The sequence below is a fragment of the Streptomyces sp. NPDC018045 genome (assembly GCF_044327445.1).
Lineage (GTDB): Bacteria > Actinomycetota > Actinomycetes > Streptomycetales > Streptomycetaceae > Streptomyces.
In genome coordinates this window covers 344,483-370,962 of sequence record NZ_JBIRFL010000005.1, presented here as the reverse complement: position 1 = coordinate 370,962, position 26,480 = coordinate 344,483, and the positions used below count along the sequence as shown (strand labels likewise).

The 26,480-nt window shown below is 70.3% G+C and carries 20 protein-coding genes, 1 tRNA gene and 1 pseudogene; 11 read left to right on the top strand and 11 right to left on the bottom strand.

Annotated features, from left to right (window positions below; genetic code table 11):
* Window positions 1-17 precede the first annotated feature (17 nt).
* From ACH4EB_RS15370 to ACH4EB_RS15360, 3 genes are all read left to right on the top strand, one after another.
* A complete protein-coding gene (locus ACH4EB_RS15370; protein ID WP_398347931.1) occupies window positions 18-620 on the top strand; it encodes a carbonic anhydrase in 603 nt (200 codons plus the stop codon).
* Between the two features lie 17 nt (window positions 621-637).
* Window positions 638-2,254, top strand: coding sequence for a SulP family inorganic anion transporter (locus tag ACH4EB_RS15365; protein ID WP_398347930.1), 1,617 nt, complete (start codon window positions 638-640; stop codon window positions 2,252-2,254).
* Between the two features lie 427 nt (window positions 2,255-2,681).
* Window positions 2,682-2,754, top strand: a tRNA-Arg gene (locus ACH4EB_RS15360).
* Between the two features lie 802 nt (window positions 2,755-3,556).
* Here ACH4EB_RS15360 and ACH4EB_RS15355 read toward each other — a convergent pair.
* The 3 genes and pseudogenes from ACH4EB_RS15355 to ACH4EB_RS15345 form a co-directional block, all read right to left on the bottom strand.
* A complete protein-coding gene (locus tag ACH4EB_RS15355; protein WP_398347929.1) occupies window positions 3,557-4,444 on the bottom strand; it encodes a hypothetical protein in 888 nt (295 codons plus the stop codon).
* A gap of 480 nt (window positions 4,445-4,924) precedes the next feature.
* Complete coding sequence (locus ACH4EB_RS15350; RefSeq protein ID WP_398347928.1) at window positions 4,925-6,163, bottom strand: tyrosine-type recombinase/integrase; 1,239 nt, start codon at window positions 6,161-6,163, stop codon at window positions 4,925-4,927.
* 61 nt (window positions 6,164-6,224) lie between these two features.
* Window positions 6,225-6,464 (bottom strand): annotated as a pseudogene (locus tag ACH4EB_RS15345) (helix-turn-helix domain-containing protein); the annotation flags it as partial.
* A gap of 422 nt (window positions 6,465-6,886) precedes the next feature.
* On the opposite strand from ACH4EB_RS15345, the gene ACH4EB_RS15340 reads away from it, so the two are divergent.
* The 3 genes from ACH4EB_RS15340 to ACH4EB_RS15330 all read left to right on the top strand — a co-directional run bounded on the left by ACH4EB_RS15340 (window position 6,887) and on the right by ACH4EB_RS15330 (window position 12,362).
* Window positions 6,887-7,117 carry a helix-turn-helix transcriptional regulator gene (locus tag ACH4EB_RS15340; protein WP_398347927.1) on the top strand — a complete coding sequence of 77 codons (231 nt, stop codon included), beginning with the start codon at window positions 6,887-6,889 and terminating at the stop codon, window positions 7,115-7,117.
* 515 nt (window positions 7,118-7,632) lie between these two features.
* Window positions 7,633-8,265 (top strand): hypothetical protein, encoded by a 633-nt coding sequence (locus ACH4EB_RS15335; RefSeq protein WP_398347926.1) that lies wholly within the window; start codon window positions 7,633-7,635, stop codon window positions 8,263-8,265.
* 533 nt (window positions 8,266-8,798) lie between these two features.
* Complete coding sequence (locus ACH4EB_RS15330) at window positions 8,799-12,362, top strand: NACHT domain-containing protein (RefSeq protein ID WP_398347925.1); 3,564 nt, start codon at window positions 8,799-8,801, stop codon at window positions 12,360-12,362.
* A 34-nt stretch (window positions 12,363-12,396) separates the two neighbouring features.
* On the opposite strand, the gene ACH4EB_RS15325 is transcribed toward ACH4EB_RS15330, so the two are convergent.
* Both ACH4EB_RS15325 and ACH4EB_RS15320 read right to left on the bottom strand, forming a co-directional pair.
* Window positions 12,397-12,588 (bottom strand): hypothetical protein, encoded by a 192-nt coding sequence (locus ACH4EB_RS15325; protein WP_398347924.1) that lies wholly within the window; start codon window positions 12,586-12,588, stop codon window positions 12,397-12,399.
* Between the two features lie 570 nt (window positions 12,589-13,158).
* Window positions 13,159-14,133: a LysR family transcriptional regulator gene (locus ACH4EB_RS15320; protein ID WP_398347923.1), complete on the bottom strand. Its 975-nt coding sequence runs from the start codon at window positions 14,131-14,133 to the stop codon at window positions 13,159-13,161.
* Window positions 14,134-14,227: 94 nt separating this feature from the next.
* Between ACH4EB_RS15320 and ACH4EB_RS15315 the strand changes: the two genes are divergently transcribed.
* Window positions 14,228-14,953, top strand: coding sequence for a hypothetical protein (locus tag ACH4EB_RS15315; RefSeq protein WP_398347922.1), 726 nt, complete (start codon window positions 14,228-14,230; stop codon window positions 14,951-14,953).
* Between the two features lie 56 nt (window positions 14,954-15,009).
* On the opposite strand, the gene ACH4EB_RS15310 is transcribed toward ACH4EB_RS15315, so the two are convergent.
* The 4 genes from ACH4EB_RS15310 to ACH4EB_RS15295 form a co-directional block, all read right to left on the bottom strand.
* Window positions 15,010-15,759, bottom strand: a complete 750-nt coding sequence (locus tag ACH4EB_RS15310; protein ID WP_398347921.1) for a hypothetical protein — start codon at window positions 15,757-15,759, stop codon at window positions 15,010-15,012.
* The gene (locus ACH4EB_RS15305; RefSeq protein ID WP_398347920.1) at window positions 15,740-16,465 is read right to left on the bottom strand and encodes an RNA polymerase sigma factor; all 726 of its coding nucleotides are present in this window, start codon (window positions 16,463-16,465) and stop codon (window positions 15,740-15,742) included. Before ACH4EB_RS15305 ends, ACH4EB_RS15310 begins: the two co-directional genes overlap by 20 nt.
* Window positions 16,465-16,713 carry a hypothetical protein gene (locus ACH4EB_RS15300; RefSeq protein ID WP_398347919.1) on the bottom strand — a complete coding sequence of 83 codons (249 nt, stop codon included), beginning with the start codon at window positions 16,711-16,713 and terminating at the stop codon, window positions 16,465-16,467. Before ACH4EB_RS15300 ends, ACH4EB_RS15305 begins: the two co-directional genes overlap by 1 nt.
* 300 nt (window positions 16,714-17,013) lie before the next feature.
* Complete coding sequence (locus ACH4EB_RS15295; protein WP_398347918.1) at window positions 17,014-17,658, bottom strand: DUF4232 domain-containing protein; 645 nt, start codon at window positions 17,656-17,658, stop codon at window positions 17,014-17,016.
* Window positions 17,659-18,004: 346 nt separating this feature from the next.
* Between ACH4EB_RS15295 and recQ the strand changes: the two genes are divergently transcribed.
* The 3 genes from recQ (at window position 18,005) to ACH4EB_RS15280 (ending at window position 23,642) form a co-directional block, all read left to right on the top strand.
* The gene (gene recQ / locus ACH4EB_RS15290; RefSeq protein ID WP_398348122.1) at window positions 18,005-19,933 is read left to right on the top strand and encodes a DNA helicase RecQ; all 1,929 of its coding nucleotides are present in this window, start codon (window positions 18,005-18,007) and stop codon (window positions 19,931-19,933) included.
* A 927-nt stretch (window positions 19,934-20,860) separates the two neighbouring features.
* On the top strand, window positions 20,861-21,343 hold the full coding sequence (locus ACH4EB_RS15285) for a hypothetical protein (protein WP_398347917.1): 483 nt from the start codon (window positions 20,861-20,863) through the stop codon (window positions 21,341-21,343).
* 61 nt (window positions 21,344-21,404) lie between these two features.
* Complete coding sequence (locus tag ACH4EB_RS15280; RefSeq protein WP_398347916.1) at window positions 21,405-23,642, top strand: esterase-like activity of phytase family protein; 2,238 nt, start codon at window positions 21,405-21,407, stop codon at window positions 23,640-23,642.
* Here the strand turns inward: ACH4EB_RS15280 and ACH4EB_RS15275 are convergent.
* Window positions 23,593-24,963: a sensor histidine kinase gene (locus tag ACH4EB_RS15275; protein WP_398347915.1), complete on the bottom strand. Its 1,371-nt coding sequence runs from the start codon at window positions 24,961-24,963 to the stop codon at window positions 23,593-23,595. The genes ACH4EB_RS15280 and ACH4EB_RS15275 overlap by 50 nt on opposite strands.
* Entirely contained in the window at window positions 24,960-25,853 is an 894-nt protein-coding gene (locus ACH4EB_RS15270) for a hypothetical protein (RefSeq protein WP_398347914.1), read from the bottom strand. Before ACH4EB_RS15270 ends, ACH4EB_RS15275 begins: the two co-directional genes overlap by 4 nt.
* A gap of 306 nt (window positions 25,854-26,159) precedes the next feature.
* Here ACH4EB_RS15270 and ACH4EB_RS15265 point away from each other — a divergent pair, with 306 nt between their 5' ends.
* On the top strand, window positions 26,160-26,456 hold the full coding sequence (locus tag ACH4EB_RS15265) for a hypothetical protein (protein WP_398347913.1): 297 nt from the start codon (window positions 26,160-26,162) through the stop codon (window positions 26,454-26,456).
* Window positions 26,457-26,480: the final 24 nt, after the last annotated feature.

The following is a 26,480-nucleotide window of genomic DNA, read 5'->3' as shown; positions in this document are numbered from 1 at the left end:
GCAGGAGACATTCCCACGTGGAAACCTTCATCGAACACGCCCGTTCCTTCAACGCCCGCATCGCGGCCGCGCACGAAGAGCGTGAGACCTACCTGCGGCTCGCCGACGGCCAGTCGCCGCTCGCCCTGTTCATCACCTGCTCCGACTCACGGATCATCCCGTCCCTGATCACCGGAGCGCTGCCGGGCGAACTCTTCGAACTGCGTACGGCCGGCAACGCCGTACCCGCCCACCGGCCGGACATGCCCGCCAGCGCGGAGGCCGCCACCATCGAGTACGCGATGCGGGTGCTGCGCGTCGCCGACATCGTGGTCTGCGGTCACTCGCACTGCGGGGCGGTCGGCGCCATGGCGCGCCGCGAGGACCTCGCCGGCGCCCCCGACGTACGCGCCTGGCTGACCCAGCAGCTCTCCGACGAGCTGCCCAGGGATGAGGCACCGACGGTCGCGACCGCGGTCCAGCGGCACGTCACCGAACAGCTCGCGCGCCTGCGCGAGTACCCGTGCGTACGCGAACGCGTCGACGCCGGCGAGGTGAACCTGCACGGCTGGTACTACGAGGTCCACACCGGCCTCGTCTCGGCGCACCAGTCCGCCACCGACACGTTCCTCCCCCTCTGACGGCGAAGGCGCCCCCCATGACACCGAAATCGACCCCGAGCACGGCCACGGACGTGCCCCCGGGCGCGACAGCCCACACCCCGGCGCCAAGCACCAACGGCGCGCCCCCCTCCACCACAACCCACCCGAAGGGCTCTCCCACCGCACCTCCCGCGAAGGGCTCCCCCTCCCCCCGCTGGCCCCATCTCCGGGCGGACTTCACCGCTTCCCTCGTCGTCTTCCTGGTGGCCCTGCCGCTGTGCGTCGGCGTGGCGGTCGCCTCCGGCGTCCCGGCCGAACTCGGCCTGATCACCGGCATCGTCGGCGGCCTCCTCACCGGCCTCCTGCCCGGCAGCAGCCTCCAGGTCAGCGGCCCGGCCGCCGGCCTGACCGTCCTCGTGTACGAGGCCGTCAAGGAGTTCGGGCTCGGCACACTGGGAGCACTCGTCCTCATAGCGGGCCTCCTTCAGCTCGCCATGGGCGCACTCCGCCTCGGCCGCTGGTTCCGGGCCATCTCCGTGGCCGTCGTCCAGGGCATGCTGGCGGGCATCGGGCTCGTCCTGATCGCCGGGCAGTTGTACGCGCTCACCGACGCCAAGGCCCCCGGCAGCGGACTCGCCAACCTCGGCGGCCTGCCCGGCCTGGTCACCGGCACCGCCGGCTCGGGCACGGCCCTGACCGCGTTCGCCGTCGGCGCGGGCACCATCGCCGTACTGGTGCTCTGGCCCCGGTGGAAGCGCGCGGCCCGCATCCTGCCGGCCCCGCTCGCGGCCGTGGCCCTGGCCACGCTCGCGGTCTTCGCCCTCGACCTGCCCATAGCCCGGGTCGAGGTCCAGGGCCTGCTCTCCGCGATCCAGCCGCCCAGCGGATCGGACTTCGCGCAGTTGGCGGGCGTCGGCGCGATCGGCACGATCCTCGCCTTCGCCCTCATCGCGTCCGCCGAGTCACTGTTCAGCGCGGCCGCCGTGGACCGGCTCCACGACGGGCCGCGTACGCACTACGACAAGGAGCTGATGGCGCAGGGCGCGGGCAACGCCGTCTGCGGCATCCTGGGCGCCCTGCCCATGACCGCGGTGATCGTCCGCAGCTCCGCGAACGTCAGCGCCGGAGCCCGCACGAAGGCGTCCCGTGTCATGCACGGCGCCTGGCTGCTGATCTTCGCGGCGGCCGTCCCGGCCGCCCTGGGCATCATCCCGGTGGCCGCGCTGGCAGGTGTACTCGTCCACGCGGGCTGCAAGCTCATCCCCGTACGCGACTTCGGCCCCCTGTGGCGCGAACACCGCGGCGAAGCGGTGGTCCTCGCGGCGACCGCCATCGCCATCGTCGTCACCAACATGTTCGAGGGCGTACTGATCGGCCTCCTCCTGGCGATCGCCAAGACCGCCTGGGAGACCTCACACGTCCACCTGGAGATCACCGGCCTGGACGCCCCGTCCACCGAACCCGTACAGGTACGCGCTCTCGGCAACGCCACCTTCCTCCGCCTCCCCAAGCTCCTCGACCAACTGGAGGCCCTCCCGCACGACCGCGAAGTCGCCCTCGACCTCTCCGGCCTGCGCCACCTCGACCACGCCTGCGCCACCGCCCTGACCACGTGGTCCACCCACCGCGCCACCAACTCCCCCACCCCCGACAACCCAGCCCACGCCCCCTAACCCCATCAACCACCCCATACGGCGCCCACCCCCTACCCCAGGGGGTGGGCGCCCCCCTTTCCCCCGACCCACCACACCGCTTCCCCCCACTCCCCCACTCCGGCCCCGCCTCCATACCGCCCCACCACCTGGCCACCACCTGGCCACCACCTGGCCACCGGGCCACTGGGCCACTGGGCCACTGGGCCGCCTAATCGTTGAGCGGCCGGGCCACCGGGCCGCCTAATCGCCGAGAGGCCGGTCGGCCGGGCCACCGGCCGCCCAGCTTCAGACCGAACCCCAGCCCCGGCCCCAGCCCCAGAGCCATGAACACCTCAACCCACTCCGGCCCCCACCCCTCCCCACCACACACCCCCCATCCGCTACCCTGTCCAAAGCTGCCCACCAGCAGCCCGGCCGCGCGCCCACCCGGCGCCGACCACTCCCCGCCTCCGTAGCTCAGGGGATAGAGCACCGCTCTCCTAAAGCGGGTGTCGCAGGTTCGAATCCTGCCGGGGGCACAGAGAAACAGCAGGTCAGAGGCCCTGTCGTCCGAGTGGGCGGCAGGGTTTCGATCTTGCAGCACATGTATGGCACACGTGGGGTGCGCGCTGACGGTGGGGAGTGGCAGGCGATGCCCGCGAAGGACGAGCTGGGCCATCGGCGGCACGAGAACCTGGTCGACCGCCTGGAGTCGATGATGCGGACCGCCCTCAAGCCTCAGTACCAGGGGTACTACGGGCAGCTGATCCTCAGCAGCGACGACCTCGCCGGAATGGGTGACTTCAAGGATGTCCGGCGCGCGCTGCCCGCGAGGCGGGCCGCCTTCTCGGCTGGAAGCCCACCACCAAGCTTGTGGGCGGCAGGCTCTTCGTCCTCGACGAGCGGGAGGTGCCCGGGGAGATCGAGCACTGTGCGGCGGATGCGGCTGCCGCGGCAATGGACCGGGCCTTCCGTGAAAGCCGCTGACTACACAGCACCTGGCTGGTCCAGCGGAAGCCCTCTCGGCTACTGATGCCGATCACGGATCACGCAATGGTCATGCTGCAACTTCCTCCGCGGCGGTCACCGCCTCAGCCGACTTACATGTCGGGGCGGAGCATTTCGCGCCCGCGCCGCACCCGTTCTCCGACGATCAGCAGCCTCCATCGCGTGGCGGGTCCTGCTGGATCTGGCCCCTGCGCCGTGCTCGCCAACTCCGCCGAACCTCATGCCACGCATGGATGACCTCTGCCGTCTTCGTCAAGACATCGCGGACCTGCGACAGCAACAGACTCAGGACTCCGGACAGAGCCAAAATCACCAGGGCAAGACTGTCCCAATTCATCGGGATCCGTCCTTCCGGCCAGCCGGGCCATTGGGCCGGCCGGCTCGGACAGGCAGCACTCTGTCGAGCCAGTTTCGGTCGGCGTTGAGGTCTTCCAGCCTCTGTCGCGCATCGTTGCCGTAGACAAAATCCCCCCACCTAAAGCGGATCTGCATCACCCCTGGCACGTCGGGGTGCTGATGCTCCAGGTAGAACGTGCATTGATAGCCCCGCCGTGCTGTGCCTTGCAAACTGCAGTCGCAGTAGCTCCTCGTGACCTTCAGTGGCAGGCCCCAGACATCGTCAATGAGGCGGTCGAGAAACACATCGTGGGCGAGGGGTACGTCGCGATGCGTGTCCAGCTCGAAGATCCACTCGTCTCCGGTGATCCAAGACCGAGTCGAGTAGGCGGTGCTAAAGTTCTGGAAGATCGCGATGCGGCGCAGGAGCCCTGATCCGAGCCATGCCAGATCTCGGTATGTGTGCATGAGAGAGGAGAACTCGCGCTCGTCCTCCAGCTCATAGGGTGACGGTTCGGCCTCATCCCACAAGGGCACGAAACCGCCCCCTGCCAGGTCCTGCCTTCGTTCTGCGAGCAAGGAGCGCCAGCGGGTGCCCGGAACCCCCCTTAGTACCAATCGACTGTCGGTGTGGACCAGTTTGAGGTGAAGGTCAGCGCTACGGACACCGGCAACACGCAGCCGCATCACACCGCTGACCTGGACGCCGGGCTCTGCAGACGGAAGCAGGTGTGCCAGCGCATAGTCAGCCATTGGGAACTTCTGACCACGGCGGTGCTCGGTGTGGCTATCGAGGACCACCACGGTTTGCCCGGGTGATAGACGCACGCCAGCGATTCCCACCGGGTGCGCCCACCACTCCCCTCCGCTACCCAGTTCCTTCATCACCTGAGCTTCGAGGACTGCCTGATCGGCGAGAGCATCCGGGAGGAGCGGAGCCTGACGATGAGTCCGAAGCGCCTCTGAAGCGTATTGAAACGGCTCCCCCGAATAGCAGCTTCGAGTGCGAGCAAGGTGCGTGAGACGACCACCAGCGGCCATAGCGCGATCCGTCCTCGAGTACTGCCACCCCTGAGCACTCGAAAACTGATCAGTACGCCCGACCGTGGGCGCGCAAGAGCAGATCTCGACCACGACAGGTGCAGCGCTGGCTTCTTCGCCCCTCGGTTGACACTGCAGATGGGGCAGCGCAGTGCCGGGACAGGCCGCCTATCCGGCCTAGCCAGCGATAGTGCCCTAAACGCCCGGACGTTGCAACTCACCAACCTTGAGCGGGAGTTGCCGTTGGGATCGCCTCACGACACTCGCTTCAGGTCTGTGGGCTCAAAAGCAGATCCCATGACCAATAGCCTGCCGAGGTATTCATCATGCTGTGTCCCCCTCCAGAGTGACCACCGTGTCTGCGGCCTCACGCGCCTTCTTCTCCGCCTTCTCCAGCTTGGCCATCGCCTTGGCCAGTTGCTTGGCGCGGCGCTTGTGCATCTTCTTCGAGACCTCGTCGAGGCGGTCGGGGAAGAGGTGGCCGTAGGTGTCCAGCGTCAGGGTGGCGGACTTGTGGCCGAGCATGGTCTGCACGACGTTGACGTCCGCGCCGCTGGCGATGGCGAGCGAGGCGGCCGTGTGCCGCAGCTTGTGCGGGGTGAGCTTGATGTGGTCGAGGCCCGCCTTCGCGACCGCCGGGGCGAAGAACCGCTGGCGAAAGTTGCGCGCCCGCAGTGGCCCGCCCCGAGGAGCGGTGAACAGTAGCTCAACGTCATCCCGCCCCTCGACGTGGGCCTTCAGCTCCTCGGCGAGGAATCGTGGGATAGGCACGGCCCGGCGCTCGTGGTTCTTGGGCGAGTCGAGGTAGAGCTTGCCGTTGTCCTCGACGTACGCCTCGACGATGTGCCCACGGCAGGCGTCGAGGTCGACGCGGCCCACCTTCAGTGCGGATGCCTCGCCCCAGCGCAGCCCGGTGTAGGCAAGCAGCAGGATGAACACCCGGTACGCCCCCGCGGCGTTGGCCAGCGCCTCGGCCTGCATGTCGTCGAGGTAGACGTGGTCCGCCGGCACCGCCTTGGGCAGCGGCACACCGACAGCCGGGTTGACTGCCAGGCGACGTGACTTGACCGCGAAGCCGAGTACACGGCCGAGGACGACGTACGCCTTGCGTACCGAGCGCGCGCTGAGCTTCCTACCACCCGCCGCCTGGCCCGACAGCATCTCCGCCAGCCATTCGGCCACGTCCTCGTAGGGGATGCGATCCAGTGACGTGGTGCCCCAGCGAGGAATCACGTGGACATCGAGAACACCTCGGTAGCGGTTGCGGGTTGAGCGCTTTAGGTGGACCTGCGCGGTAAGCCAGGACTCCGCGACCTCGGCGAATTTCACGCGCGCGGCTGCCGGGTCGCGATACGTGCCGTCGGAGAGGCGGGACTCCACCCTTGTCCGCTCGGCGTCGGCGTCGACCTTGCGGGCCAGGGTCTTCATCTTCGGCTTGCCGTCGGGTCCGTACCAGCGCACACGGTAGCGCCCGGGAGGGGTGCGGCCTGCCTGCTTGGCCTGCGCCACGGCCCGCTTGTACGCCGCGTGCCCGATGCGGTCCTCGATCCAGACTCGCGCCATCAGCCTCCTGCCGAACGGTGTTGGGCTTGCTCGCCGCAGATTCCTCTTGGGCAGGTAGTGACTGGAGCAGGGCGATGGGCGAGACGTCGAGCGCGGCCGCGATGGCGACGAGGTCATCCACGTCGCAGCGGCGGCGGGCGCGTTCGGTGCGGCTGAGGGTGGTGTTGGTCATCGGGCGGCCGAGGGCAGCGCAGCGCTCGGCAAGGCGTTGCTGGGTGAGTCCGCGCAGCAGACGCAAGCGCTCGATATTGCGCGCGGCCCGGATTCCGGCGGGGCCTATTTCTACGGGCCTGGTAGCTATGACGGATAGCTGTAACTCGAAAAGACCGGCCATGGCAAAGGGTTACTCAAGCATCCTGGAAAACTTGCTGGCGCCGGTTATTCGGACGGCTCGGCGAAGCCGGATTTCCATGGTATGGTCCCGCGCCGCGAATGCGGGGGTGCGTCTGATGGCCTCTGACCTGGAGGCTCGTGATGGTTCTGACCTGGCGCTTCGGTGCAGGATGGAATACCCCGTACGGCGGAGATGATCCGGAAGAAACCGGACGGAGACCTCTCGCTTTTCTGCGTGATTTCGGCAACCGGGGATTCGGTCCTATGGTTTTGGTCCCACTCGGCGAAGTGCCGTTTGGTGCGGCCGCGAAATTTCCGCACAATGCCGCTGGACGCCGCAGACAACCTGTGACTGTCCTGTCCACCCCGCCATTCCCGTGAAGGAGCCCCATGCCCCGAAACCCCCGCCCCGCAGCTGATGCCGGCGGTGCGGGCCGTACGCCGTTGGCCACGCCCGAGGAGGTCGCCGTCTACCTCGGCGTGCCGGTGAAGACCCTCTACCAGTGGCACTACCGCCGCACCGGGCCGAACGTCCTGAAGGTCGGCCGGCACCTGCGCTACCGCTGGCAGGAGGTGGAGGCGTGGCTGAACGCCCAGACCTCGTACGACCTCACGGCCTGATCCGGCATCTGACGCAGGCAGCAGAGAGGCCCCGGGCGAGCCACCGCCAAGGGCCTCAGATTCCCCAACCGATCGCCCATCCCTGAACGAACGAGCTGGTGAAGGGCGGGACCTTGCCCGTCCTGCCCCCACCGGAGAGGAACGTCTATGGAGGACTCTACGTCCACCACCACTACGAACACATCCCCCACTATCTGGCCCACCGCCGCCGTCCCCGGCCAGGGCATCCCCTGGCGCCGCGAGAACCAGGCGGACACACCGTCGCCCGTAGCGAGGACCCCTGAGCCTTCGGCGGGCGAGGCCGCACTCGGGGACCAGCGTGCCACTGATGTGGCGGCTGGGGACCGTCCCCGAGATGTGTCCGCTTCCAGGTCCCCGCAAGCTACGGCCTCGATCTCCCAGTCTGCTGGAAACGTTCAGGCCAGCGGCGTGACGACGGGGACCGGTCCCCAAGGTGCGCACGTTGCACCAAGATCCAGAGCCGCCTGGTCACTACCGAAGAAAAGGTCGGCATAGTGTTGCGGCAGCTGCGGGAGCCGAAGCCGGAGAAGCTCCGCGTGCTGATGCTGGGAGCCGCATCGGAGGGTGACTTGCGGGTAAGCCGCGAGCAGGCACTTATCCGGACAGCGGTCGAAAGAGCCCTGCACCGCGACCTCGTCGAGCTGGACGTCCACCCCGCCGCTACGACGGACCATCTACTCGACGGCCTCACCAGGTTCCGTCCCCACGTGGTGCACTTCTCCGGCCACAGTGACACCGATCTGATCGTCTTCGAGCAAAACCTCGACGAGCCTCACGAAGGCGCAATCGTTACAGATCGGGCCTTCGCAAGCGCTATCAACGCCACCGACAATCCGCCGCTGCTGGACCTGTTGAACTCCTGCCACTCCGCCGCCCAGATCAAGAACTTGGTCGAAACGGTGCCGTTCGCCATCGGTATGGCGGACGAAATCGGCGATAGCGACGCGATCACGTACGCCGCTCGGTTCTACGCCGCTGTCGCCGACGGCCAGTCGGTCCGGGCAGCGCATAACCTGGGCCGAGCGGCAGTGGAACTCGCAGGTTTGCCGGACCACGAACTGCCGACCCTCGAAAGTGCCCCTGACGTCGACCCCAGCACCACCTTCCTGGTCAAGCCTCCGCAGTGACCAGCCGTGTCCCACGAGGTGGGCGGCGCCAGTTGCGGCTGGTGGACTACCCGCGCGAGGGCACATCCAGGGCACATGTGCCTGGGAAATGACGCCGACCAGCGAGAACTACCGAGAATCGTTCGCGCTGGTCAGCACACATATCGCCAGGAAACCCAAGGTCACCCCCCTCCCCGCCTCTCCTGATCGCTGCAGAAGTGGCAAGACACAGCTCTCCGCCACCAGCAGGGTGAACCGCCCCAGTTCTGATGGAGGCTCTGCTTCCTGCTGATGCCCGGCCAGGTCGGTAGGACGGCGGGCCGGAGCCCCGGCTGCGGGGCCCTGGCCATAGCCCGTGCGTCGCGGTACCGGTCCGGGCGGACACTGATCGCGCCTGGACCTTCACAGGGCGGAGACCACGAGGGCTCAGGCCCCCGAACGCGAACCGTCCTTGTCTCGCCCCCGCCTCTCGGTGTGACGTCTTACCATGGGGCGGTGCTCCGCCGGAGGTCAGGAGCAAGCGGTGTGGATCGGTCGGGCGGAGTGCGGTCGGTGTGAGCAGGGCGGGGCAGGCTGGGGAAGTCGGCAGTGTCTTCCGGTGCGAGCTGGCCGCGCACTTGGCAGTGCACGGGCTCCGTGGCCGCCCGGTGTCGGGGCTGGACGTGCACGCAGGGGTGTGGCCCGTCCGGCTGGACTTCGAAACCAGCGACCCAACCGACGACATCCGTGTCACCTTCTCCGACGGATGCCACGCCTACGTGTCCGCGAAGCGGAAGATCGACCGAGGGCGTCCGCTGGAAGAGACGCTGACAGGGTGGGTGGAACAGGTTCCGACGCTCGGTCCCGACGATCTTCTGGTTATCGCCGGCGAGGAACTCGTCGGGCCGGTAAAGAACCTCGACCGGGCTCTGCGACGCCACCGTGCGGGCCTGCCCATGGAGACTGGCGACGAGTCCAGGGCCCTCGCCCTCCTCACCGACCGGCTTCCGTCACGGGTCCGCGGGCTCGTCCTCGACCGGGCGCGTGTTCTCCACCTACCCGGCTCGACCGGACCAGCACCGCACCGTGACCTCCTGGCTGCCCTGATGGACTTCGTCGTAGCGGACGCGCAGGGACACCGTGCCGTAAGTGCCCTGGCCGACTTCTTCCATCGGCAGGCGGGCGAGGCGCTCGGTAGTTCCGCCGAGGACTGGGTCGCCGCCCTGACCGCCTCGGGGGTGACCGTGCTCCCGGACCAGGGGGGTCCGGTGGCGATGCGTCTGGCCTCCCGCCGGAAGGCCGTCGACTCGTACCGCACCCGGCTCACAGCGGAGGCCGGACGGATCGACCTCAGCCTGCTCGCCGATGACCTACCGCCCCTCGTCGTCGACGACCTCGTCGGCGGCCTCCGGATCGACGTGGAGGGCGAGCGTACCTCCTCCTTCCTCCTCCAATACCTGAGGCGCTGGCGCCGCATGCTCATCGTGGGGCAGCCGGGCTCGGGCAAGTCGGTGGCGGTACGCGAGATCGCGGCCCACTGCGCCAGCCACGCCGACGCCCCCGCCCCGATCCCCGTGTCGCTGCCGCGTCTGCTGAAGGGACAGCCGCGACGCCTGACCCTCGACGGCCTGGTCAATGACGCCGTGGCGGACACCGTGCCGGACGCGGACCGGGAACCGCTCGCCGCGTACCTCCATGAGGAAATCGGTCAAGGGCGCGTGCTCCTCCTCTGCGACGGGCTAGACGAATGCGGGGCACGCGCGCCGTGGGTCGCGCAACAACTCGAAGAGATTCTCGCGTCTCTGCACCCCTCCTGCGGGTTCGCCGTCACGACACGGACGAACGCGCAAAGGGCTGCGACCCGGCTCGGCCTGCCCCGGGTCGAGCTCGCGCCTCCACAGGATCTCGAGGCAACGGTCGACAGCATCCTCGTCGCCTGTGCCAAAGCACGGACGCCCGGGCCGGACCGAGCGGCCTTCCTTGCAACGCGACGCGCCTGGATCAAGGATGCGAAGAAGGAGCACGCGCATCTGCTCGCGGTGCCGCTGCTCGCCGCTCTGCTCGCCCTCGTCTGCGCGAACGCGTCGGACGCCGACCTTCCCAAAGGGCGTGCGGCGTTGTTGCACCGCGCGGTGGAACAGTCCGTGCACCGGTGGGAGGGGCTACGGGGGACGCTCGACCCGGCCCGGCCCTGGGCGCCCGCCCTGACGACGGGCATGCTCTTCGGCGGGTTCGTCACGCTCGGACGGCTCCTCGTCGGCGAGGCGACCCCTCCAGCGGGACGCGCCCTCGAGTCGCTGACCGGCATGCTGAGGGACCCGCTGCGATGGGCCATGCCGCCCGCCGCAGCCGGCGAGGTGGCGGAGCACGTGCTCCGGTTCTGGGACGAGCACGTCGCCGTGTTCGTGGTGAACGGCGCGGGCGAACTCACCACCCGCAGCAAGGTCTTCGCTGAGATCGCAACGGCCATGTGGGCACGGTCGTGCGGGGCCGAGGAACTGCGGGACTGGCTGCGCGACGCCCTCGTCCACACGGACTCCGACGGGGCTATCGCACTCGCCGCCGGACTCGATTCCCGTACGGCTGAGGCTCTGCTCGACGTCGGCGAGACACAGCGGGAGGCCACCCTCATGGTGGCTGACCTCGCGGCGCGCGGTGTCGTGACTCTTCCCGACAGCGAACTGGAACGGGCCCTGGACCAGCTCACGGACGGTGCTCTCGGCGCGCTCGCGGGCGAGCCGATACTCCCGCGCGGACCTGGCAAACCCCCGGAGTTCTTCCCGGCGCTGTGGGACAAGACCCGTGACGCGGGGCCCTGGCCCTTCGTGGAGGCCGCGTGTCTGCTGGCCCTGCCCTCGACATCGCGGCGTCGGAGAGCAGACCTTGTGGAACTGTCCGAGCTCGATGACACCGCCGAGTCGATCGCCCGGGCTCTCTGCTCACTGACGGACGCCCGCACGGACGCGGCCCCCTTGAGCGGAGCGGAGATCGACGCGCTCCGCGCGGTGCTGACGCTTCCCCTGCCGCAGGACTCCGAGATGGTGCAGAAAGGGCGGCGCCGTTGGGAGATGGTCGGTGGCGGTCGCCTCACACCAGGGCTCGAGCAGGTCGCCCTAGGCGCGGCCGAGCACCTGGGAGAGCTCCCCGAAGACATGGGGGAGTACGTGTTCGCCCTCGCGATGCACACGCCTGGGTACGTCGCCGAGAGGATCTACGCCGTACTCGCACGCGCGGGATTCGACACAAGTCGGCGTTGGGGGAACATCGCCGCCCAGCTGCGAGACTGGGCATCCGGCACCCAGGACGACAGGGCGGCTCTCCTCTCCGACCTCGTGTCACTCCACGGCCCGTGCCCGGAATCCACAGGCGGGGACTTCTGGTCGCTCACCGCCCTCGGCGACCTTCTCGCGGCGACCGGATACTCCGATTCCCCTTCGAACGAGATCGACCGCGCCTTCGCCCACGACAGCGCGGCAGAGCGCCGGGCGTGGCTCGACGCGATGGCTGACGCATACGGCATCGACAAGGCAGCCGTGGCCACCCAGGCTCGTCACCTCCAGCAGATCACCGCTCCCGATGCCCTGCTGGACGAATGGCTCGTCGCGGGCACACGGCCTCTGGTCGAGCCCTCGCCCATCCCCGGCGTCGGGCAGGTCCTCACGGACGCCCAGCAGAAGGCGTTGCTGGCGTGCCTGGAAGCGGACTCCTCGTGGATGGCGTGGTCGGCGGCGAACGTGCTGATCAGCCTGGAGGGAGGTCGCGTTCCGTGGGACGGTCAGGAGCTGTTCGACAGGGACATGACCCATTGGCCTCGCCACCGGGCGGCTCTATTCCACGCCGTCGCCCTCATGACCTCAGGCGATCGGCGCCCTTCGCTCCTGGCACGGGCTGCTTCCTCGGAGTCGGCAGACCACCGAGTGGCGGCGAGAATACTGATCTCTACCGTACCGCGTCTCGACCCCAACGGTTCGATCGTGGAGGCGCTTCGCCGGGACGCCGACCTGTCGGTCCGTCCGAAGGACGCGCATCAAGCCACGCCTGCCCCGACGCACTGGAGTTGCAACCACTGCCGGACGGTCCAGGCCCTCGACACCGAGGACTGTCCGGGGTGTGACGACGGTGTGCGCCCTCGGTCCTGAGGGGTGAGTCAGGACCAAAACCAAGCGCGACGTATCAGGCGAAGGCGACCACCGCTGGAAGTAGAGCGGCGGTCACGCGGAGTCCACCAATCATGATCCTCACCGTTGACGCGGTGAGGGAATCCGACGTGTGCGTCACGATGGGTTGAAGCTGGATGATCCCGCCGACCAGGGCGTCGAGGCCGTATGTTGCACCCGCGACCAGATCAAGACGATGGTCGTGCACCTGATCACCGGGATCGCGCCGGCGAACCGGAGCCCACAGCGTAAGCGCCTTACGCGCGGCAACGCCCGGATCGGTTGGGCAAGCACAAGCCGACAACGGCGGCTCTTACCAGTGTGTTTCGGGGTGCGGACCCACGATGCCTTCCGGAACACATACAGCACATATGAGGCCGAGAAGCGCTGCGAACACGCGAGAACCGGCAAAGCGTGTTTCCGCAGCTCAACCGCTCTTCGTCGGTAGTTTGCACAGGTCACAGCCCCGCCCAGAGAAAACTCCTAAAGCGGGTGTCGCAGGTTCGAATCCTGCCGGCGGCACATAGAAAAGGGCCAGTTCAGAGGCATGATCCTCTCGCACTGGCCCTTTGCCGTGATGGTGATCGTCAGCCTTGGGCCGACAGGGCAGCTCCGCGCGAGGCGGGCGACCACGCCCGCCCGAGTCATGTCATGAGCACACAAAGGCTCGCCGGTGGGCGCGTAAGCGTTCCCAGGCGGGTCGAAGAGCCTGGGCGCTGAGCTTCCCGGGCTCAAGGCCCCGCACGGTCGCTGCGTAGCTCATCCCGCGCGTGGGGTCTCAGTGCCGCGAGCGCGTGATCGCAATTGCGCCGTCCCCGAGTGCACCGGATCGGTGGCCGCCACTCCCTCCATCGCGCGGTCGCGAGGGAGTCACTGCACCGGTGATGGAGTCGGCCAACTGGCGGGCCGGCCCTGAAAGGTTGGCAGGATAGATGAGTTCGGTGCGGTGGAGCAGGCGGGGGAATGTTACTGGGACGGCTGTGGTGTTGAGTGCGGTGGCCAGTGGTAGGGGGAGTGTGGTCAGGCCGTGGCCGGCGGTGGTGAGGGCGGCGAGGCTGTGGAGGTCGGTTCCGCTGTGGTGGATACGGGGGTGGAAGCCGTCGGTGTGGCAGACGGCGCGCAGCCGGTCGAGGGGGACTGCGGTGTCGGGAGCGTCGATCCAATGAGCTTGCGCCAGGTCGGTCAGGCGTACTGAGGGGCGCCGCGCCAAGGGGTGGTCCTCGGGGAACAGTACGGCGAAGGTCTCCTCCGCCACGGCGACAGTGGTGGTGGGCCCGAGATCGGGCAACGGCAACGGGTCGCTGGGGGCAGCGACGCCGTCGATGAGGCCGATGTCAGCCTGTCCGGTGAGTACGTTTTCGATCACCGCCACCCGGCCGAGTGTGCGCACCTCAAGGTCGAGAGGGTGGGCGGTGATGCGCATGTCGGCCAGCGCTCGCGCAATTGCGGGCCCGAAGGCAGCGGGTGAGCAGGCCAGGGTGAGCCGGGCGGGGCGGAGGTGGCGCAGGCGGGAGATGTCGGCGCGGGCCACGTCGAGGCGCAGCAGCAGGGCCGGGGCATGTTCCATCAGGCGCGCTCCGGCTGGGGTGGTGGTCACGGGGCGGCGCTCGACAAGCCGGGTGCCCAGGTCCGTTTCGAGGGCGGCGATGTGCTGGGAGACGGCGGACTGGGTGTAGCCGAGGGCGGAAGCGGCGGCGGAGAACGAACGGTGGTCGACGACTGCGACGAACGTACGGAGGAGGTGGGGGTCCATGGAGACCAGGTTCGCTGACGGGCATCAGAGGTGCTTATGTGCAGTGCAGCGATCATCGTTGGACGCGATGCGGAGCGCGCCGGAGGATTTCGGCATGACGTACACCGCACGTATCGCCCTGGTCGGGGACCGCTCCGAAGCCGTCCGGTCCCATGTCCGCGTTCCCCGGCTGCTCACAGCGCTCCGCGAACGCGACGTGCTGGATCTGGACGCCTACTGGGTCCCCAGTGAGGACGCCGACCAGGGGATGAGCGGCTTCGACGCGGTCTGGGTCCTGCCCGGCAGCCCGTACCGCAGTGAGAAGGGTGTCCTGGCGGCGATCCGGGCGGCACGGGAAGGCGGCATCCCCTTCCTGGGCACCTGCGGGGGCTTTCAGCACGCGCTGTTGGAGTTCGCTCGTCATGTGTGCGGGCTGACGCGCGCCAATCACGCCGAGAACGAGCCGGGGACCGCTGCCGAGGAGGCCGTGGTCGTCCCGCTGGCCTGCTCTCTCGTCGGTCACGAGGGAACCGTCAAGGCCACTCCGGGCTCGCGGGCCGCCCACCTGCTCGGGACGGACCGTACGCAGGCGCGCTATCACTGCAATTACGGCCCCAACCCCCGCCACCTCGACGTTCTGCGCGAGCACGGAATGGTCTTCAGCGGTAGTGATGAGTCCGGGGACGTCCGTATCGCCGAACTGCCCGCTCACCCCTTCTTCCTGGCCACCCTCTTCCAGCCCGAACTGGACGGCGAAGGGGGCGGCGGCCGGGTCCATCCGCTGATCACGGGGCTGGCCAGGGCGGCCGTCGAGCATGCCGGGAACCGGCATGCCCGTTGAGCACGGTCAGGGGAGAGGACAGAGAAGGGCAGAGGGCAGAGGGCAGAGGGCAGGGGTCAGGGGTTCGAGGTGGTGAGTTGTGCGATGCGTTCGGCGAAGCCGACGGGTGGGAGCGGGAGGTCCAGGTCGGGGTTGTCGGTGAATTGGATGGCGTTGGAGACGTAGCCGACTACGGCGGCCGGCGGCGGGGGTGTGCCGGGTTCGTGGGCCACTTCGAGGGTGATGGCCCAGGAGATGAAGAGGTCGTAGGCGTCGGCCGAGGGGCGGGCGCGGGCCGGGTGGTCCGGGTCGGCGTGGGCGTGCCACCAGTGGGCCTCGCCGACCTCGGCCAGGGAGAGGTGGTGGAGGTAGAGGCAGTACGCGGCGGAGGTGTCGCCGGCGCCGGCGGCGTACTGCCACCAGAAGCGGGCGGAGTCCTCGCGGCCGGCGAGGTGGAGGACGCAGGCCAGTACGCGCGCGCCGTCGGGTTCGAGGACGCGGCCGCCGATGAAGACGGACATCTGGTGGAGCGCTTCGGGTTCGCCGACGACGAGGGCGCAGAGGCGCTGGAGGTCCTGGGCGGCGTCGCGCATCCGGCGTTGTTCGGTGGGCTCGCCGCGTTCGCCGGCGGGGCGGTCGCGGCCGAGGGCGGCTTCCACGCGGGCCTGCACGGCGGCGTCGAAGGAGAGCGCGCCGTACAGTACGCGGTCGGCGACCCGGGCGGCCAGGCGGGCTTCGGCCGCCGCCAGTTCGCGGTCGGTGTACGGGGGCGTGACCAGGCGCGCCTTGCTCAGGAGCCGGTCGAGTTCAGTCCGCGAGGCGGGCATCGTCTTCACCTTCCTCCAGGCCGAACGCCTGGCGCAGTCTGCGGCGTGCGTGGCGGGTGGTCGAGCGGACACCGGCCTCGGTGATGCCCATGAGGCGCGCCGTTTCCTTGGTGGCGTACCCGAGTGCGTAGCGCAGGAGCATCACGTCGCGCTGACGCTCGGGCAGGGCGGCGACGGCCTGGTAGAGGGTGAGGGACTCCTCCAACTCACCTATCGGGTCGAGGGAGTGGCGCAGGGAGTGCGTCTCGAAGGCGGCGACGTCGACGACGACGGGGCGGCGGCCGCGGGCCCTGGCGTGGTCGATGGTGCGGTTCTTCACGACGCGCCAGGCGTACGCCTCGGGGACCGGCTGTTCCAGGACGGTCCGCCAGCAGAGCGCGAGTTGCTCGAAGGCGAGGTCGACGGCTTCTTCGGCGTCCGCTCGGGACTTCAGGTGGAGTTCGGCGTACCGGATGTAGCCCGCGCGGTAGAGCTGGTGGAAGGCGCGGAAGTCGGGCGGCAGGCCGAAGACGGTGGGGAGCGTGGGGGGTACGGGGGTTACGGCGGAGGCGGGGCTTGTGGGGCCCGGCAGGCTGGACGGGGGGAAAGGATACTTCCTGGGGTGTGGAGCGGTCCGGGGCGCGGGGGCGGGTGCCGTGCGGGCGGCCTCGGGGGGCGCCTTCGGGGGCCTCGGGTGGGGGTCGGCGATCGGCTCGTGGTCGGACATCAGCGCTCGCCCTCCTGGGGGTCGTGGTCGCGCTGAGGGTCATAAAGGGAGCCGCGGTCGGGCGCGCGATGGGTGCAGGCGCGGGTACGCGGGCGCGTGCGGGCGCTCGTACCCGTACGCGTGAGTTCGGAGACGCCCGCCAGCACCTGGGCGGCGGCGAGGCGGCGCAGCAGCATCCGCAGGTCGGCGCTGAACACGCGGACCGCGACGGCGGCCACGGCCCAGTCACGTACGAGATCGAGGTTCACGGAACCCTGGGTCCCTCCGGTCGGGTGGACGGTGCCTGCTCGTCCCGGCACCGGAGAGCCAGTACGGGCTCTCTGACCGCAATAGCGTTCAGGAGTGCTCAGTCGTGCAACGAAAGAAGGCAAAATTTTACGGAGAGCTACTGGCCGGTTACTCCTGTTCGAGAGGAGTGGCGAGGGGAGCGGGTGGAAATCGGGAGCGGCCGAGCCGGGGGCGGGTGGTTCGGGGCAATCCGCCCCCGGTGGTCGGCAGTTGCCTGCCCGATGAACGGCAGGCGCGTACCGCCGTGGCCTGTGTCGCGGTCAGGCCGGGGTGGGGCTCCACCAGGTCGTGGTCGGGGACCAGACGCGGATGCCGGTGGGCGGGGCCCCGATGGCGGTGACGTCGAAGCGGCGGCCGTGGTGAGACGGGTCGGCGGCGACGGTGAGGAAGTCGACGGTACGGATGGGCGGCGTGGGCCGGCCGGTGACGGTACGGACCGTGGCGTACGCGGTGGAACCGGGCGCGAGGCGGTACGGAGCGCTCTCGGTGGGCGGGTCGGGCTCGGCGGCGCCGTCCAGGTCGCCGAAGGTGACGGTCGGGATGCGGTCGACGGTGCAGGGCTTGTCGGTGCGGTTGGTGGCACTGATGCGCAGGGCGTCGGGGCGCTGGGGCGTGAGAACGGTTGCCTTGATCGCCAGGGCGGATTCGGTGCAGCGGGGGGCGGGGGCGGTGGCTGAGGTGGTGGGGGTGGTGGGGGTGGTGGGGGTGGTTGCTGAGGCTGTGGTGGCGAGGGTGATGAGGCTGGCGAGGGTGACGAATGCGGTTGTGGTGGCGCGGAGGGGTGTGGTGGGCCTGGCCGGGTGGTGGCCGGGGAGGTGAGCGGGGTTGATGGGGCGGGATCGGTGGGTGAGGTGGATTAGGCAAGGGCGGTGGGTGAGGTGAGTGAGGCGGCTGTACGAGCGCATGTGGTTCTCCGTCCTGCGGGTGGTTTCGGCGGCCGAGGTGGCGGAGGGCCGGGTCGGAATGAGGCGGAGGGTGGGGGCCGGGCCCGGGGTGTGGCGGTGGCACGGGCGGGGTCGGCGGAGTGGTGAGAGGCCGCGTTCGCGGGGCGCGACATGTGATGTTCCTCGTCGTCCGGTGAGACGGCTGGAGCGCGGATTTCGTTGTACGACCGCGTGGTGCGAGGCGCTGCGGGGCCGCGTGGGCCCGTCCGGGGAGTAGCAGAGGAGGACGGCCCGGCGCGGAGTTATCCACAGGGCTGAGCGCGGGTGACGGGATTGCTCGTACGCTGCTGGCATGAGCGAGGTGGAGATGGCTTCCGGTGCCGGGGAAACCGAGGGCGACGTCAGTGACGCGGTGAGCGTGCTGCGGCGGGTATTCGGGTACGACGCGTTCCGCGGGGAACAGCAGTCGATCATCGAGCACGTCATAACGGGCGGCGACGCCGTCGTGCTGATGCCGACCGGCGGCGGAAAATCCCTGTGCTACCAGATTCCATCCCTGGTGCGGCCGGGCGTCGGGGTGGTCGTCTCACCGCTGATCGCGTTGATGCAGGACCAGGTCGACGCGCTGCGGGCGCTGGGGGTCCGGGCCGGGTTCCTCAACTCCACGCAGGACCTGGACGAGCGGCGGCTGGTGGAGGCCGAGTTCCTCTCCGGAGAGCTCGACCTGCTCTACCTGGCGCCGGAGCGGCTGCGGGTGGAGCAGACGCTGAGCCTGCTGGACCGGGGCAAGATCTCGCTGTTCGCGATCGACGAGGCGCACTGCGTCGCGCAGTGGGGCCACGACTTCCGGCCGGACTACCTCGCTCTGTCGATGCTCCGGGAGCGGTGGCCCGAGGTCCCGAGGATGGCCCTGACGGCGACGGCCACGGAAGCCACGCATCAGGAGATCACCGCACGGCTGGGGATGGAGAACGCCCGGCATTTCGTGGCCAGCTTCGACCGGCCGAACATTCAGTACCGGATCGCCGGGAAGAACGACCCGAAGAAGCAGTTGCTGGAATTGCTGCGGACCGAGCATGCCGGCGACGCGGGCATTGTGTACTGCCTTTCGCGGGCATCGGTGGAGAAGACCGCCGAATTCCTGGTGCAGAACGGCATCACGGCGCTCCCGTATCACGCGGGGCTGGAAGCGCGGACGCGCGCGGATCACCAGGCGCGCTTCCTGCGGGAGGACGGGGTGGTGGTCGTCGCCACCATCGCGTTCGGAATGGGCATCGACAAGCCCGACGTACGGTTCGTGGCCCACCTGGACCTGCCGAAATCGGTGGAGGGGTACTACCAGGAGACGGGACGCGCGGGCCGGGACGGCCAGCCGTCCACGGCGTGGCTGGCGTACGGGCTGCAGGACGTGGTCCAGCAGCGGAAGATGATCGACGGCTCGGAGGGGGACGACGCCCACCGCAGGCGGCTCTCGGCCCACCTCGACGCGATGCTGGCGCTGTGCGAGACGGTGGAGTGCCGACGGGTTCGGCTGCTCGCCTACTTCGGGCAGGAGAGCAGCGCGTGCGGGAACTGCGACACGTGCCTGACGCCGCCGCAGACCTGGGACGGCACGATCGCCGCGCAGAAGCTGCTCTCCACGGTGGTGCGGTTGCAGCGGGAGCGGAAACAGAAGTTCGGCGCCGGGCAGATCATCGACATCCTGATGGGGCGGAAAACCGCGAAGGTCATCCAGTTCGATCATGACCAGCTCAGCGTCTTCGGGATCGGCGAGGACCTGCGCGAGGCCGAATGGCGGGGCGTCATCCGGCAGTTGCTCGCACAACGACTCCTCGCCGTGGAGGGGGACTACGGCACGCTGGTGCTCACCGAGGCGAGTGGTGAGGTGCTGCGGGGGCAGCGCGAGGTGCCGATGCGGCGCGAGCCGGAGAAGACCGTGAAGGCCAAGGCCGCGAAGGTGGCCAAGGGGCGGCGGGCGGTGCCGGTGGACCTCCCGGAGGAGGCGGTACCGGTGTTCGAGGAGCTGCGGGCCTGGCGGGGGCGTACGGCCAAGGAGCAGGGCGTACCGGCGTACGTGATCTTCCACGACGCGACGCTGCGGGAGATCGCCACGGCGCGGCCGTCGAGCGTGCCCGAGCTCGGGTCCGTGAACGGCGTGGGCGAGAACAAGCTGGCGAAGTACGGCGAGCAGATCCTGGCCGTGCTGTCGGAACAGGACGCGCCGACGCCGCCGACCGGGGCCGGCGTGGAGGAAGAGCTGTCCTGGGAGGAGGAGCCGCCGTTCGAGGAGGAGTGAGAGGGCCCCGGGGAGGGGCGGGCAGGTCCCGCGCATAGTCCGCCGGGGGGCGCGGCTTGCTTCGGTGCTGTGAGTTGCTTCGGTGCTGTGAGTTGCTTTGGCGCTGCGGCTGGCCTCGGCATTGCGGCTCGTCTCGGCGCTACGACTGGTTTCGGCGCTGCGGCTGGCCTCGGCGCTGCGGCTTGCTTGCGGAGGTGCTTCGGGCGCGGGCGACCGGGCGGGGGCGGTTATGGGGTGAGCGCGCCGTGCGGGTGGTGTCCTGGCCCGGGTGAAGGCCTGGCGCGGGTGCAGGCCGGGTGCGGGTGTTGGCACGGCGCAGGCCAGGCACGGCGCAGGCGCAATCCGGGTGCAGGCGCGGACCGGCACAGGCGGATCCGGGTGGAGGCCGGGCGCGAGGGCGGATTCTGGCACGGCGCAGACGTAGGCACGGCACAGGTTAGGCGCAGGCGCAGGCCGGGCCCAGGCGCAATCCGGGGGCGAGGCCGGACGCAAGAGCGGGCGCAAGAGCGGATGCAGGCCAGGCGCGGACGCCGACACGGCGCAGGCGCTGGTACGGCGCAGGCGCAGATCGGGCGCAGTCGCTGGCCAGGCCCAGAACGGGCGCTGGCCAGGCCCGGTGCAGGCCCATGCCGAGCGCAGGCCCGGCGCAGGCCCGGCGCAGGCCCGGCGCAGGCCCGGGCCCATTCCGGGCGCAGGCCCAGGCCAGGCGCAAGGCCAAGCGGAGTAGGAGGGAGCGCAAGGCCAGGAGGAGCAGGGAGGCTCAAGGCCGGGGGAGTACGGAGACAGCCCCGGGTGCGGGTGTCGGGACGGTCCTGCCCGGGTCTGCCTCGGGCAGGGTGATTGCGGGTGGTTCCGGGAATTGCTGCGAAGGCGGTGGGTATGGGGCGGGGGTTGGTGTGAGTGGGCCGGATCGGAGCGTGGGGGCTGATGAGGATTCAGGTCAAGCTGGACGAGGCGGAGAGCGACCTGGAGTTGCGGTCGCTGTGCGAGTGGCTGGCGGACGATCCCGCCGTGGGCCGGAGCGCGGACGTCTCGCTACGGAAGAGCGCGACCAAGCCCGGCGAGATGGGGCTGGCGTTCGAGGCCGTCCAGCTCATCGTCGACAGCCTGTTCCAGTTGAGCAGTCTGGCCATCGCCATCGACGGCTGGCGCAGGGCGTACGCGGCGCGTCCCAAGATGACGGTCGAGCGCAATGGCGTCCGGGTCAGTTTCGCCACGGCGGACCCGGACGGTGCCCGGAGCATCCTTCGCGCGTTGGAGGAGTTGGACCGGGCGAGCGGCCCCGGCCATGTGACGGGCGCGGACGGGACGCGCGCAGGGGAAGAGGAGGCGCGCCATGGTGAGGGGCAGGCGCGCGGAGGTGACGTGGGCGCGAGCGGTACGGACAGGGACGAGATGGACGGGGGCTGACGGGATGGGTGGAGTCGGGGGAGAGACGGGGACGGCGTTCGATCCCGCGGAGTCGGCCTGCGTGATCATCGGGGTCGACCGGTACGCCAACCTGCCTCCGCTGCCCGGGGTGCGGAACAACCTCAAGGCGCTCAAGGCCGCCCTGACCGACCGGACCATCGGGGGGATGCCCAAGAAGAACTGCCGGATCGTGCCCAACCCCCGTACGGTCACCGCGGCGTTGAAGCCCGTCGAGGAGGCGGTCAGGGCCGCTCGGGACACCTTGATCGTGTACTACGCGGGCCACGGTTTCCTCGATTCGCGGCAGGAGGGCCTGTACCTCACGCTGCCCGGTACGGAACCGGGGAAGGTGCACAGCGGCATTCCGTACACCTGGCTGCGCAGTGCGCTGGGCACCCGTACGCCGCCCAAGCGCCGGATCATCATCCTCGACTGCTGCTACAGCGGCAGCGTGATCAAGGGCATGTCCGCCGGGTCGATGGCCGGCTCCATGACCACGGTGGCGGCCACGCAGCAGGCGTCCAGCCGGCTCGGCGAGGCCCTCTTCGAGGGCATGGACAGCCTGGAGGGCGTCTCGTACCTGCTCACCTCGACGCCCTGGAACGTCGAGGCGCTGGCGCCGGAAGGTGAGGAGCACACCGCCTTCACCGGGGAGTTTCTGCGAGTGCTGCGGGAGGGGATCCCGGCCCCGGCCGGCCCGGCGGCCGCTGCGCCAGGTGACACGGCAGGAAACACACCAGGTGGCATGCCGGGTGCCACGCCGAACTCCACGCCGGGCATCACACCAGGCACCACGCCGGGCGACGCAGCCACCCCTCCCACGTCCCCGACCGCTCCCACCACTCCCCCACCTCCGAACACCACCGCCACTCCCCCACCCCAGAACACTTCCGCTCCTCTCCCACCCTCGCCCCCACCCCCCAAATACCTCAGCCTCGAAGCCATCTACCGCGAAGTCCGCCGCGCCCTGCGCGAAAAGAACCGCCCGCTGCCGCAGCAGCAGGCCCAGAACGGCATCGAGAAGCTGCCGTTCGTACGGAACCGCGCGGTGCGCCCCACTCCCCCGCCGGACCGGACGGGCCCCGGCCGGACCGGCCGCCCCGGACCGTCCGGCCAGATCACACACACCGCCGGTCCACCAGACGCCCCAGGAGGCGCCCACCCCCTCGACTCCGCGCCTCCCGACCCCGAAGCCGCCAAGGCGCGCAGGGTCCGGCGCCGGGCGTTGATCGCCGTGCTGTGCGTCGCGGCGGTGGCGGCCCCGTCCGCCGTGTGGTGGCAGTCGCGGGACGACGAGCCGTCCTCCGGCCGCTGCTCGGACGACGTGGCGCTGATCGGCCACAGCGACGCGCTCAACGGTGTCGAATACGAGGCCGCCGTCCCGGTCGACGGACTGTCCGGCCTGGCGATGTCCGGCCCCTCCCGGGCCTGGGCGCTCGCGGACAACGCGCCGGGCCGGGTCTTCGACCTCGACCTCGGCACGTCGGGCGCCGCACCGCCCGACGCCCGCGCCGTCCACCTGCGGACGCTCCGCCCCACCGGGGGCGGCCGCTTCGACGGCGAGGGCCTCGTCCTGGAGAAGGGCGGGCGCACCATCCTGGTCGCCTCCGAGGCGGGCCCGTCGATCCGCAGGTTCCGGGTGTCGGACGGCGTGGAGACGGGCCGCGTCGAGCTGCCGCGCAACCTCGTCAAGTGGGCCGGTCCGGAGAACCTGGAGGCGCTGGGCGCGTCCCCGGACGGCCGGTATCTGTACGCGGGCATGGAGGCGCCGCTCTTCCACGACGGCAAGGCGCGCGGCCGCAGTCTGCTGCGTATCCAGCGCTTCAAGGGGACGCCCGGTGGCACGTACGTGCCGGACAAGCAGTTCGCCTACCAGTCGGCGGCCGGTCTGCGCGTGTCGGAGCTGGTGGCGCTGGGCGGCGACCGACTGCTCGTCCTGGAGACCAACCACGCCGAGGGCCAGGGCAACGCGGTGCGGATCTTCGGGGCGGATCTGCGCCGGGCGAAGGATGTCTCCGGGGTCGCGTCGTTGCAGTCCGAGCCGGTCGACGCGTTCGCGAAGAAGTGGGAGCCGGTCGACCTCGTCACTTGCCCGCGCGGCGGTGCGGCTGCCACGCAACCGCAGTCGAACCCCCTGCTGGAGAACGCCGAGGGGATGGCGCTCGGCGTCGCGCCGCTGGCCTCGGGCCCGTACAAGGGACGGCTGCCGCTCTTCCTCGTGTCGGACAACAACAACAGCCCGCACCAGATCACCCGGGTGTACGCCCTGGCGGTCCGGGTCGGCCGGACGGCGGGGTGAGGCGGAGGACGGCTCGGGCGCCGCCGCCCGGCGCGTTGGTGAAGTGCAGTTCGGAGCCCAGGACGGCCGCCTGGCCGACCGCGATGGTCAGGCCGAGGCCGTGGCCCTTGCCGCGGCCCGGCGCGTCGGTACGGAAGCGCTGCGGGCCGCGGTGCAGCAACGCGTCCGGGAATCCGGGCCCGTGGTCGCGCACCTCCACGACGGGGACCGGGGGCGGGCCGCCGCGCTGCGCTCCCTCGTACGGTGTGCCGCTCCCGCCCGTGGCGTCACCGGCCGGCGCCGCCCCGCCGCCGTCCGGTATGTCCACGGTCACCACGACCGGGGGCCGCCCGTGCCGATGGGCGTTGAGGATCAGGTTGCACAGGATGCGGTCCAGACGGCGCCGGTCCGTGGGCACGACCGCGTCCCGTACGACGCGTACCTCGGTGTCGAGTCCCAGCCCCCGGACGGAGTGCCGGACGAGGGCGCCCAGCTCGTACTCGGCCAGGTCGGGGCGTTCGGCGCCGGAGTCGAGCCGGGAGATCTCCAGCAGGTCCTCGGTGAGCCGGTGCAGCGCCCGCAGCCGGTCGTTGATCATCTCCTTGGGGCGGCCCTCGGGCAGCAGCTCGGCCGAGGCGAGGATGCCGGTCAGCGGGGTACGCAGTTCATGGGCGACGTCGGCGGTGAAGCGCTGCTCGGCCTGGAGGCGGCCCTGGAGGGACCCGGCCACCGAGTCCAGCGCCGCGGCCACCGCCGCCACCTCGTCCGGCGCCCCCGGCCGGGCCCGCCGCCCCGTCCCCTCGGTGCCGACCCGCGCGTCCAGGTCCCCCGCGGTGATCCGGCGCGCGACGGCCGCCGTGCTGCTCAGCCGACGGCTGATGCGGTGCGCGAGGAACAGTCCGGCGAGGGCGACGGCGGTGGCGGCGAGGACGGCGGAGCCGAAGATGGCCGTGTCGAGGTTCTCCAGGGAGCGACGGGTGTTCTCGTACGGGGACCACACCGCCATCACCTGGTCGCCGGCCGGTGCCGCCGTCCACATGACGCGCTGCCCGTGGTACGTGCCGACCATGCTGCCGCGCCGGCCGTGGTGCACCAAGGTGCGCAGCGGTGTGGGGAGTTCGGCGGGGTCGAGTACGGAGTTGAGGCCCTCGCGGGAGGTCCCGTACTCGTACAGGTCCAGCGCCTCGTCGAGGTCGGCGAGGGTCTCCTTCCGTACCTGGCCGACGGTTTGACGGGCGACGGCGTTGTGCACGAGTACGCCCAGTACGGCGGCGACGGCGCAGCACACCGCCATGACGGTGAGCGCGATCTTCCAGCGGAGGGAGAGCGCGGGGCGGGTCATGCGGGGCTCGTCGGGGCGGTTGCGGACTCCGGGGCAGGCGGATTTTCCGCGCGTGGTGCGGGCCTCGCCTCCGGGCGTGGTGCGGGCCTCGCCTCCGGACGTGTCACGGGCCCTGCTCCCGGCCGCTTCACGGGACCCGCCTCCGGCCGCGTCGCCGGTCGCGCTTCCGGGCGCGCTTCCGGGCGCGTCACGGGCTCTCCCCACGGACGGGCTGCCGTCCGCGGGAAAGCCGCCGCCCGCGCCGGGGATTTCGAGGGTGGTGCGCTCGGTGCCGGTGTGGGCAGTGGGTTCTGCGGGGTCCGGTAGTCGTCCAGGGTGAGGTCCCACAGGCCCATCCGGCTGCCGTCCCATACGTAGTCGGTGACGCTGACGTAGCGCGGGTCCTTGGTGGGTTCGCGGACGGCGAGGTGTCCCGCGGCCAGTTCGACGCCCGCGAGCACGGCGCGCAGCGCCAGGACGCGCGTCACGACCTCGTTCCGGACGCTGTAGACGCGCAGCAGGCTGGAGCGCGCGTCCAGGTCGACGGCGCTGATCAGGTCGGGTTTTCCGTCGTCGGTGAGGTCGTGGAGGACCGGGCTGCGTACGGCGGAGGGGGTGGGCGGCCGGTCCCCGTCGGCCGCGAAGTCCGCCCGGACGACGGCCGCCGGATCGACGTCCTTCATGTCGCCGGAGGGGACCCGGGCCAGGCCCGGCACGGCCCGCTGGTCACCGGGGTCCTCGTCGCGGACGCGCGGCGCGGGCGTACGGTCCGCCCACAGGGCGAGCGGTGCCTTCACGTTCCGCGCCCGCCCGTCGTCGTGCAGTCCCGCGACGCCCGCGCAGCCCGCCGCCAGGGCGAGCGGCAGCGGCACCACGAACGGTGCAACGATCGAGAGCGTCCGGTGCCGCACGTCCCACCACCACCTTCCCGACCGACGCGTCCCCCGAGACCTTCCGGGCACAGGACACAGGCGTACGTAACGAGACAAAGTTACCCATAGCGTCGGCGCGAGCGCGGTTGGTGGCGCTCAAGCCGTGACATCACTGCCCGCAGAGATGGCGCAGGCTGTTACACAACCGACGGGATGCCGTGAAGGACGCCTCGTAGATTCGTCTCCGTCGGCACGACCGGGCGGATCCACATAGGCCGTACGCCGGACGACGAACGAACCAGCAGACCCACGGCGGCCAGGACCGCCACGACGAGGAGTAGTTCCATGCGGGCAAAGCGCCGCTCCGTGATCCGTACCGCCGCCGTCGCGACCGGTGTCGCGGCCGTCCTGCTCCTCCCGGCGGGCGGCGCGTTCGCCGCCGGAACCACCGACGCCACCGACGCCACCGCGCAGCACGCAATGGGCCGCCTGTCCGCCGTGCTCCCCGCGGACGGGATCGCCGGCATCGCCGAGCGGATCGGCCGGCTCCCCGCCAGCGGGGTCGCGGGCGCGGCCGGTGTGCTCGGCGCGGCGAGCGTGGGCGTCGCGGTACGCCGACGCCGCCAGACCCAGCAGGCCTGAACCAGGCACAGCAAGCCTGAGCCG

Bases quoted from the DNA above. Each gene is read 5' to 3' on its own strand.
- ACH4EB_RS15365 (WP_398347930.1), top strand. From the start codon at position 638: ATGACACCGAAATCGACCCCGAGCACGGCCACGGACGTGCCCCCGGGC.
- ACH4EB_RS15355 (WP_398347929.1), bottom strand. From the start codon at position 4,444: ATGAAGGAACTGGGTAGCGGAGGGGAGTGGTGGGCGCACCCGGTGGGA.
- ACH4EB_RS15350 (WP_398347928.1), bottom strand. From the start codon at position 6,163: ATGGCGCGAGTCTGGATCGAGGACCGCATCGGGCACGCGGCGTACAAG.
- ACH4EB_RS15340 (WP_398347927.1), top strand. From the start codon at position 6,887: ATGCCCCGAAACCCCCGCCCCGCAGCTGATGCCGGCGGTGCGGGCCGT.
- ACH4EB_RS15320 (WP_398347923.1), bottom strand. From the start codon at position 14,133: ATGGACCCCCACCTCCTCCGTACGTTCGTCGCAGTCGTCGACCACCGT.
- ACH4EB_RS15315 (WP_398347922.1), top strand. From the start codon at position 14,228: ATGACGTACACCGCACGTATCGCCCTGGTCGGGGACCGCTCCGAAGCC.
- ACH4EB_RS15310 (WP_398347921.1), bottom strand. From the start codon at position 15,759: ATGCCCGCCTCGCGGACTGAACTCGACCGGCTCCTGAGCAAGGCGCGC.
- ACH4EB_RS15305 (WP_398347920.1), bottom strand. From the start codon at position 16,465: ATGTCCGACCACGAGCCGATCGCCGACCCCCACCCGAGGCCCCCGAAG.
- ACH4EB_RS15295 (WP_398347918.1), bottom strand. From the start codon at position 17,658: ATGCGCTCGTACAGCCGCCTCACTCACCTCACCCACCGCCCTTGCCTA.
- recQ (WP_398348122.1), top strand. From the start codon at position 18,005: ATGGCTTCCGGTGCCGGGGAAACCGAGGGCGACGTCAGTGACGCGGTG.
- ACH4EB_RS15285 (WP_398347917.1), top strand. From the start codon at position 20,861: ATGAGGATTCAGGTCAAGCTGGACGAGGCGGAGAGCGACCTGGAGTTG.
- ACH4EB_RS15275 (WP_398347915.1), bottom strand. From the start codon at position 24,963: ATGACCCGCCCCGCGCTCTCCCTCCGCTGGAAGATCGCGCTCACCGTC.
- ACH4EB_RS15265 (WP_398347913.1), top strand. From the start codon at position 26,160: ATGCGGGCAAAGCGCCGCTCCGTGATCCGTACCGCCGCCGTCGCGACC.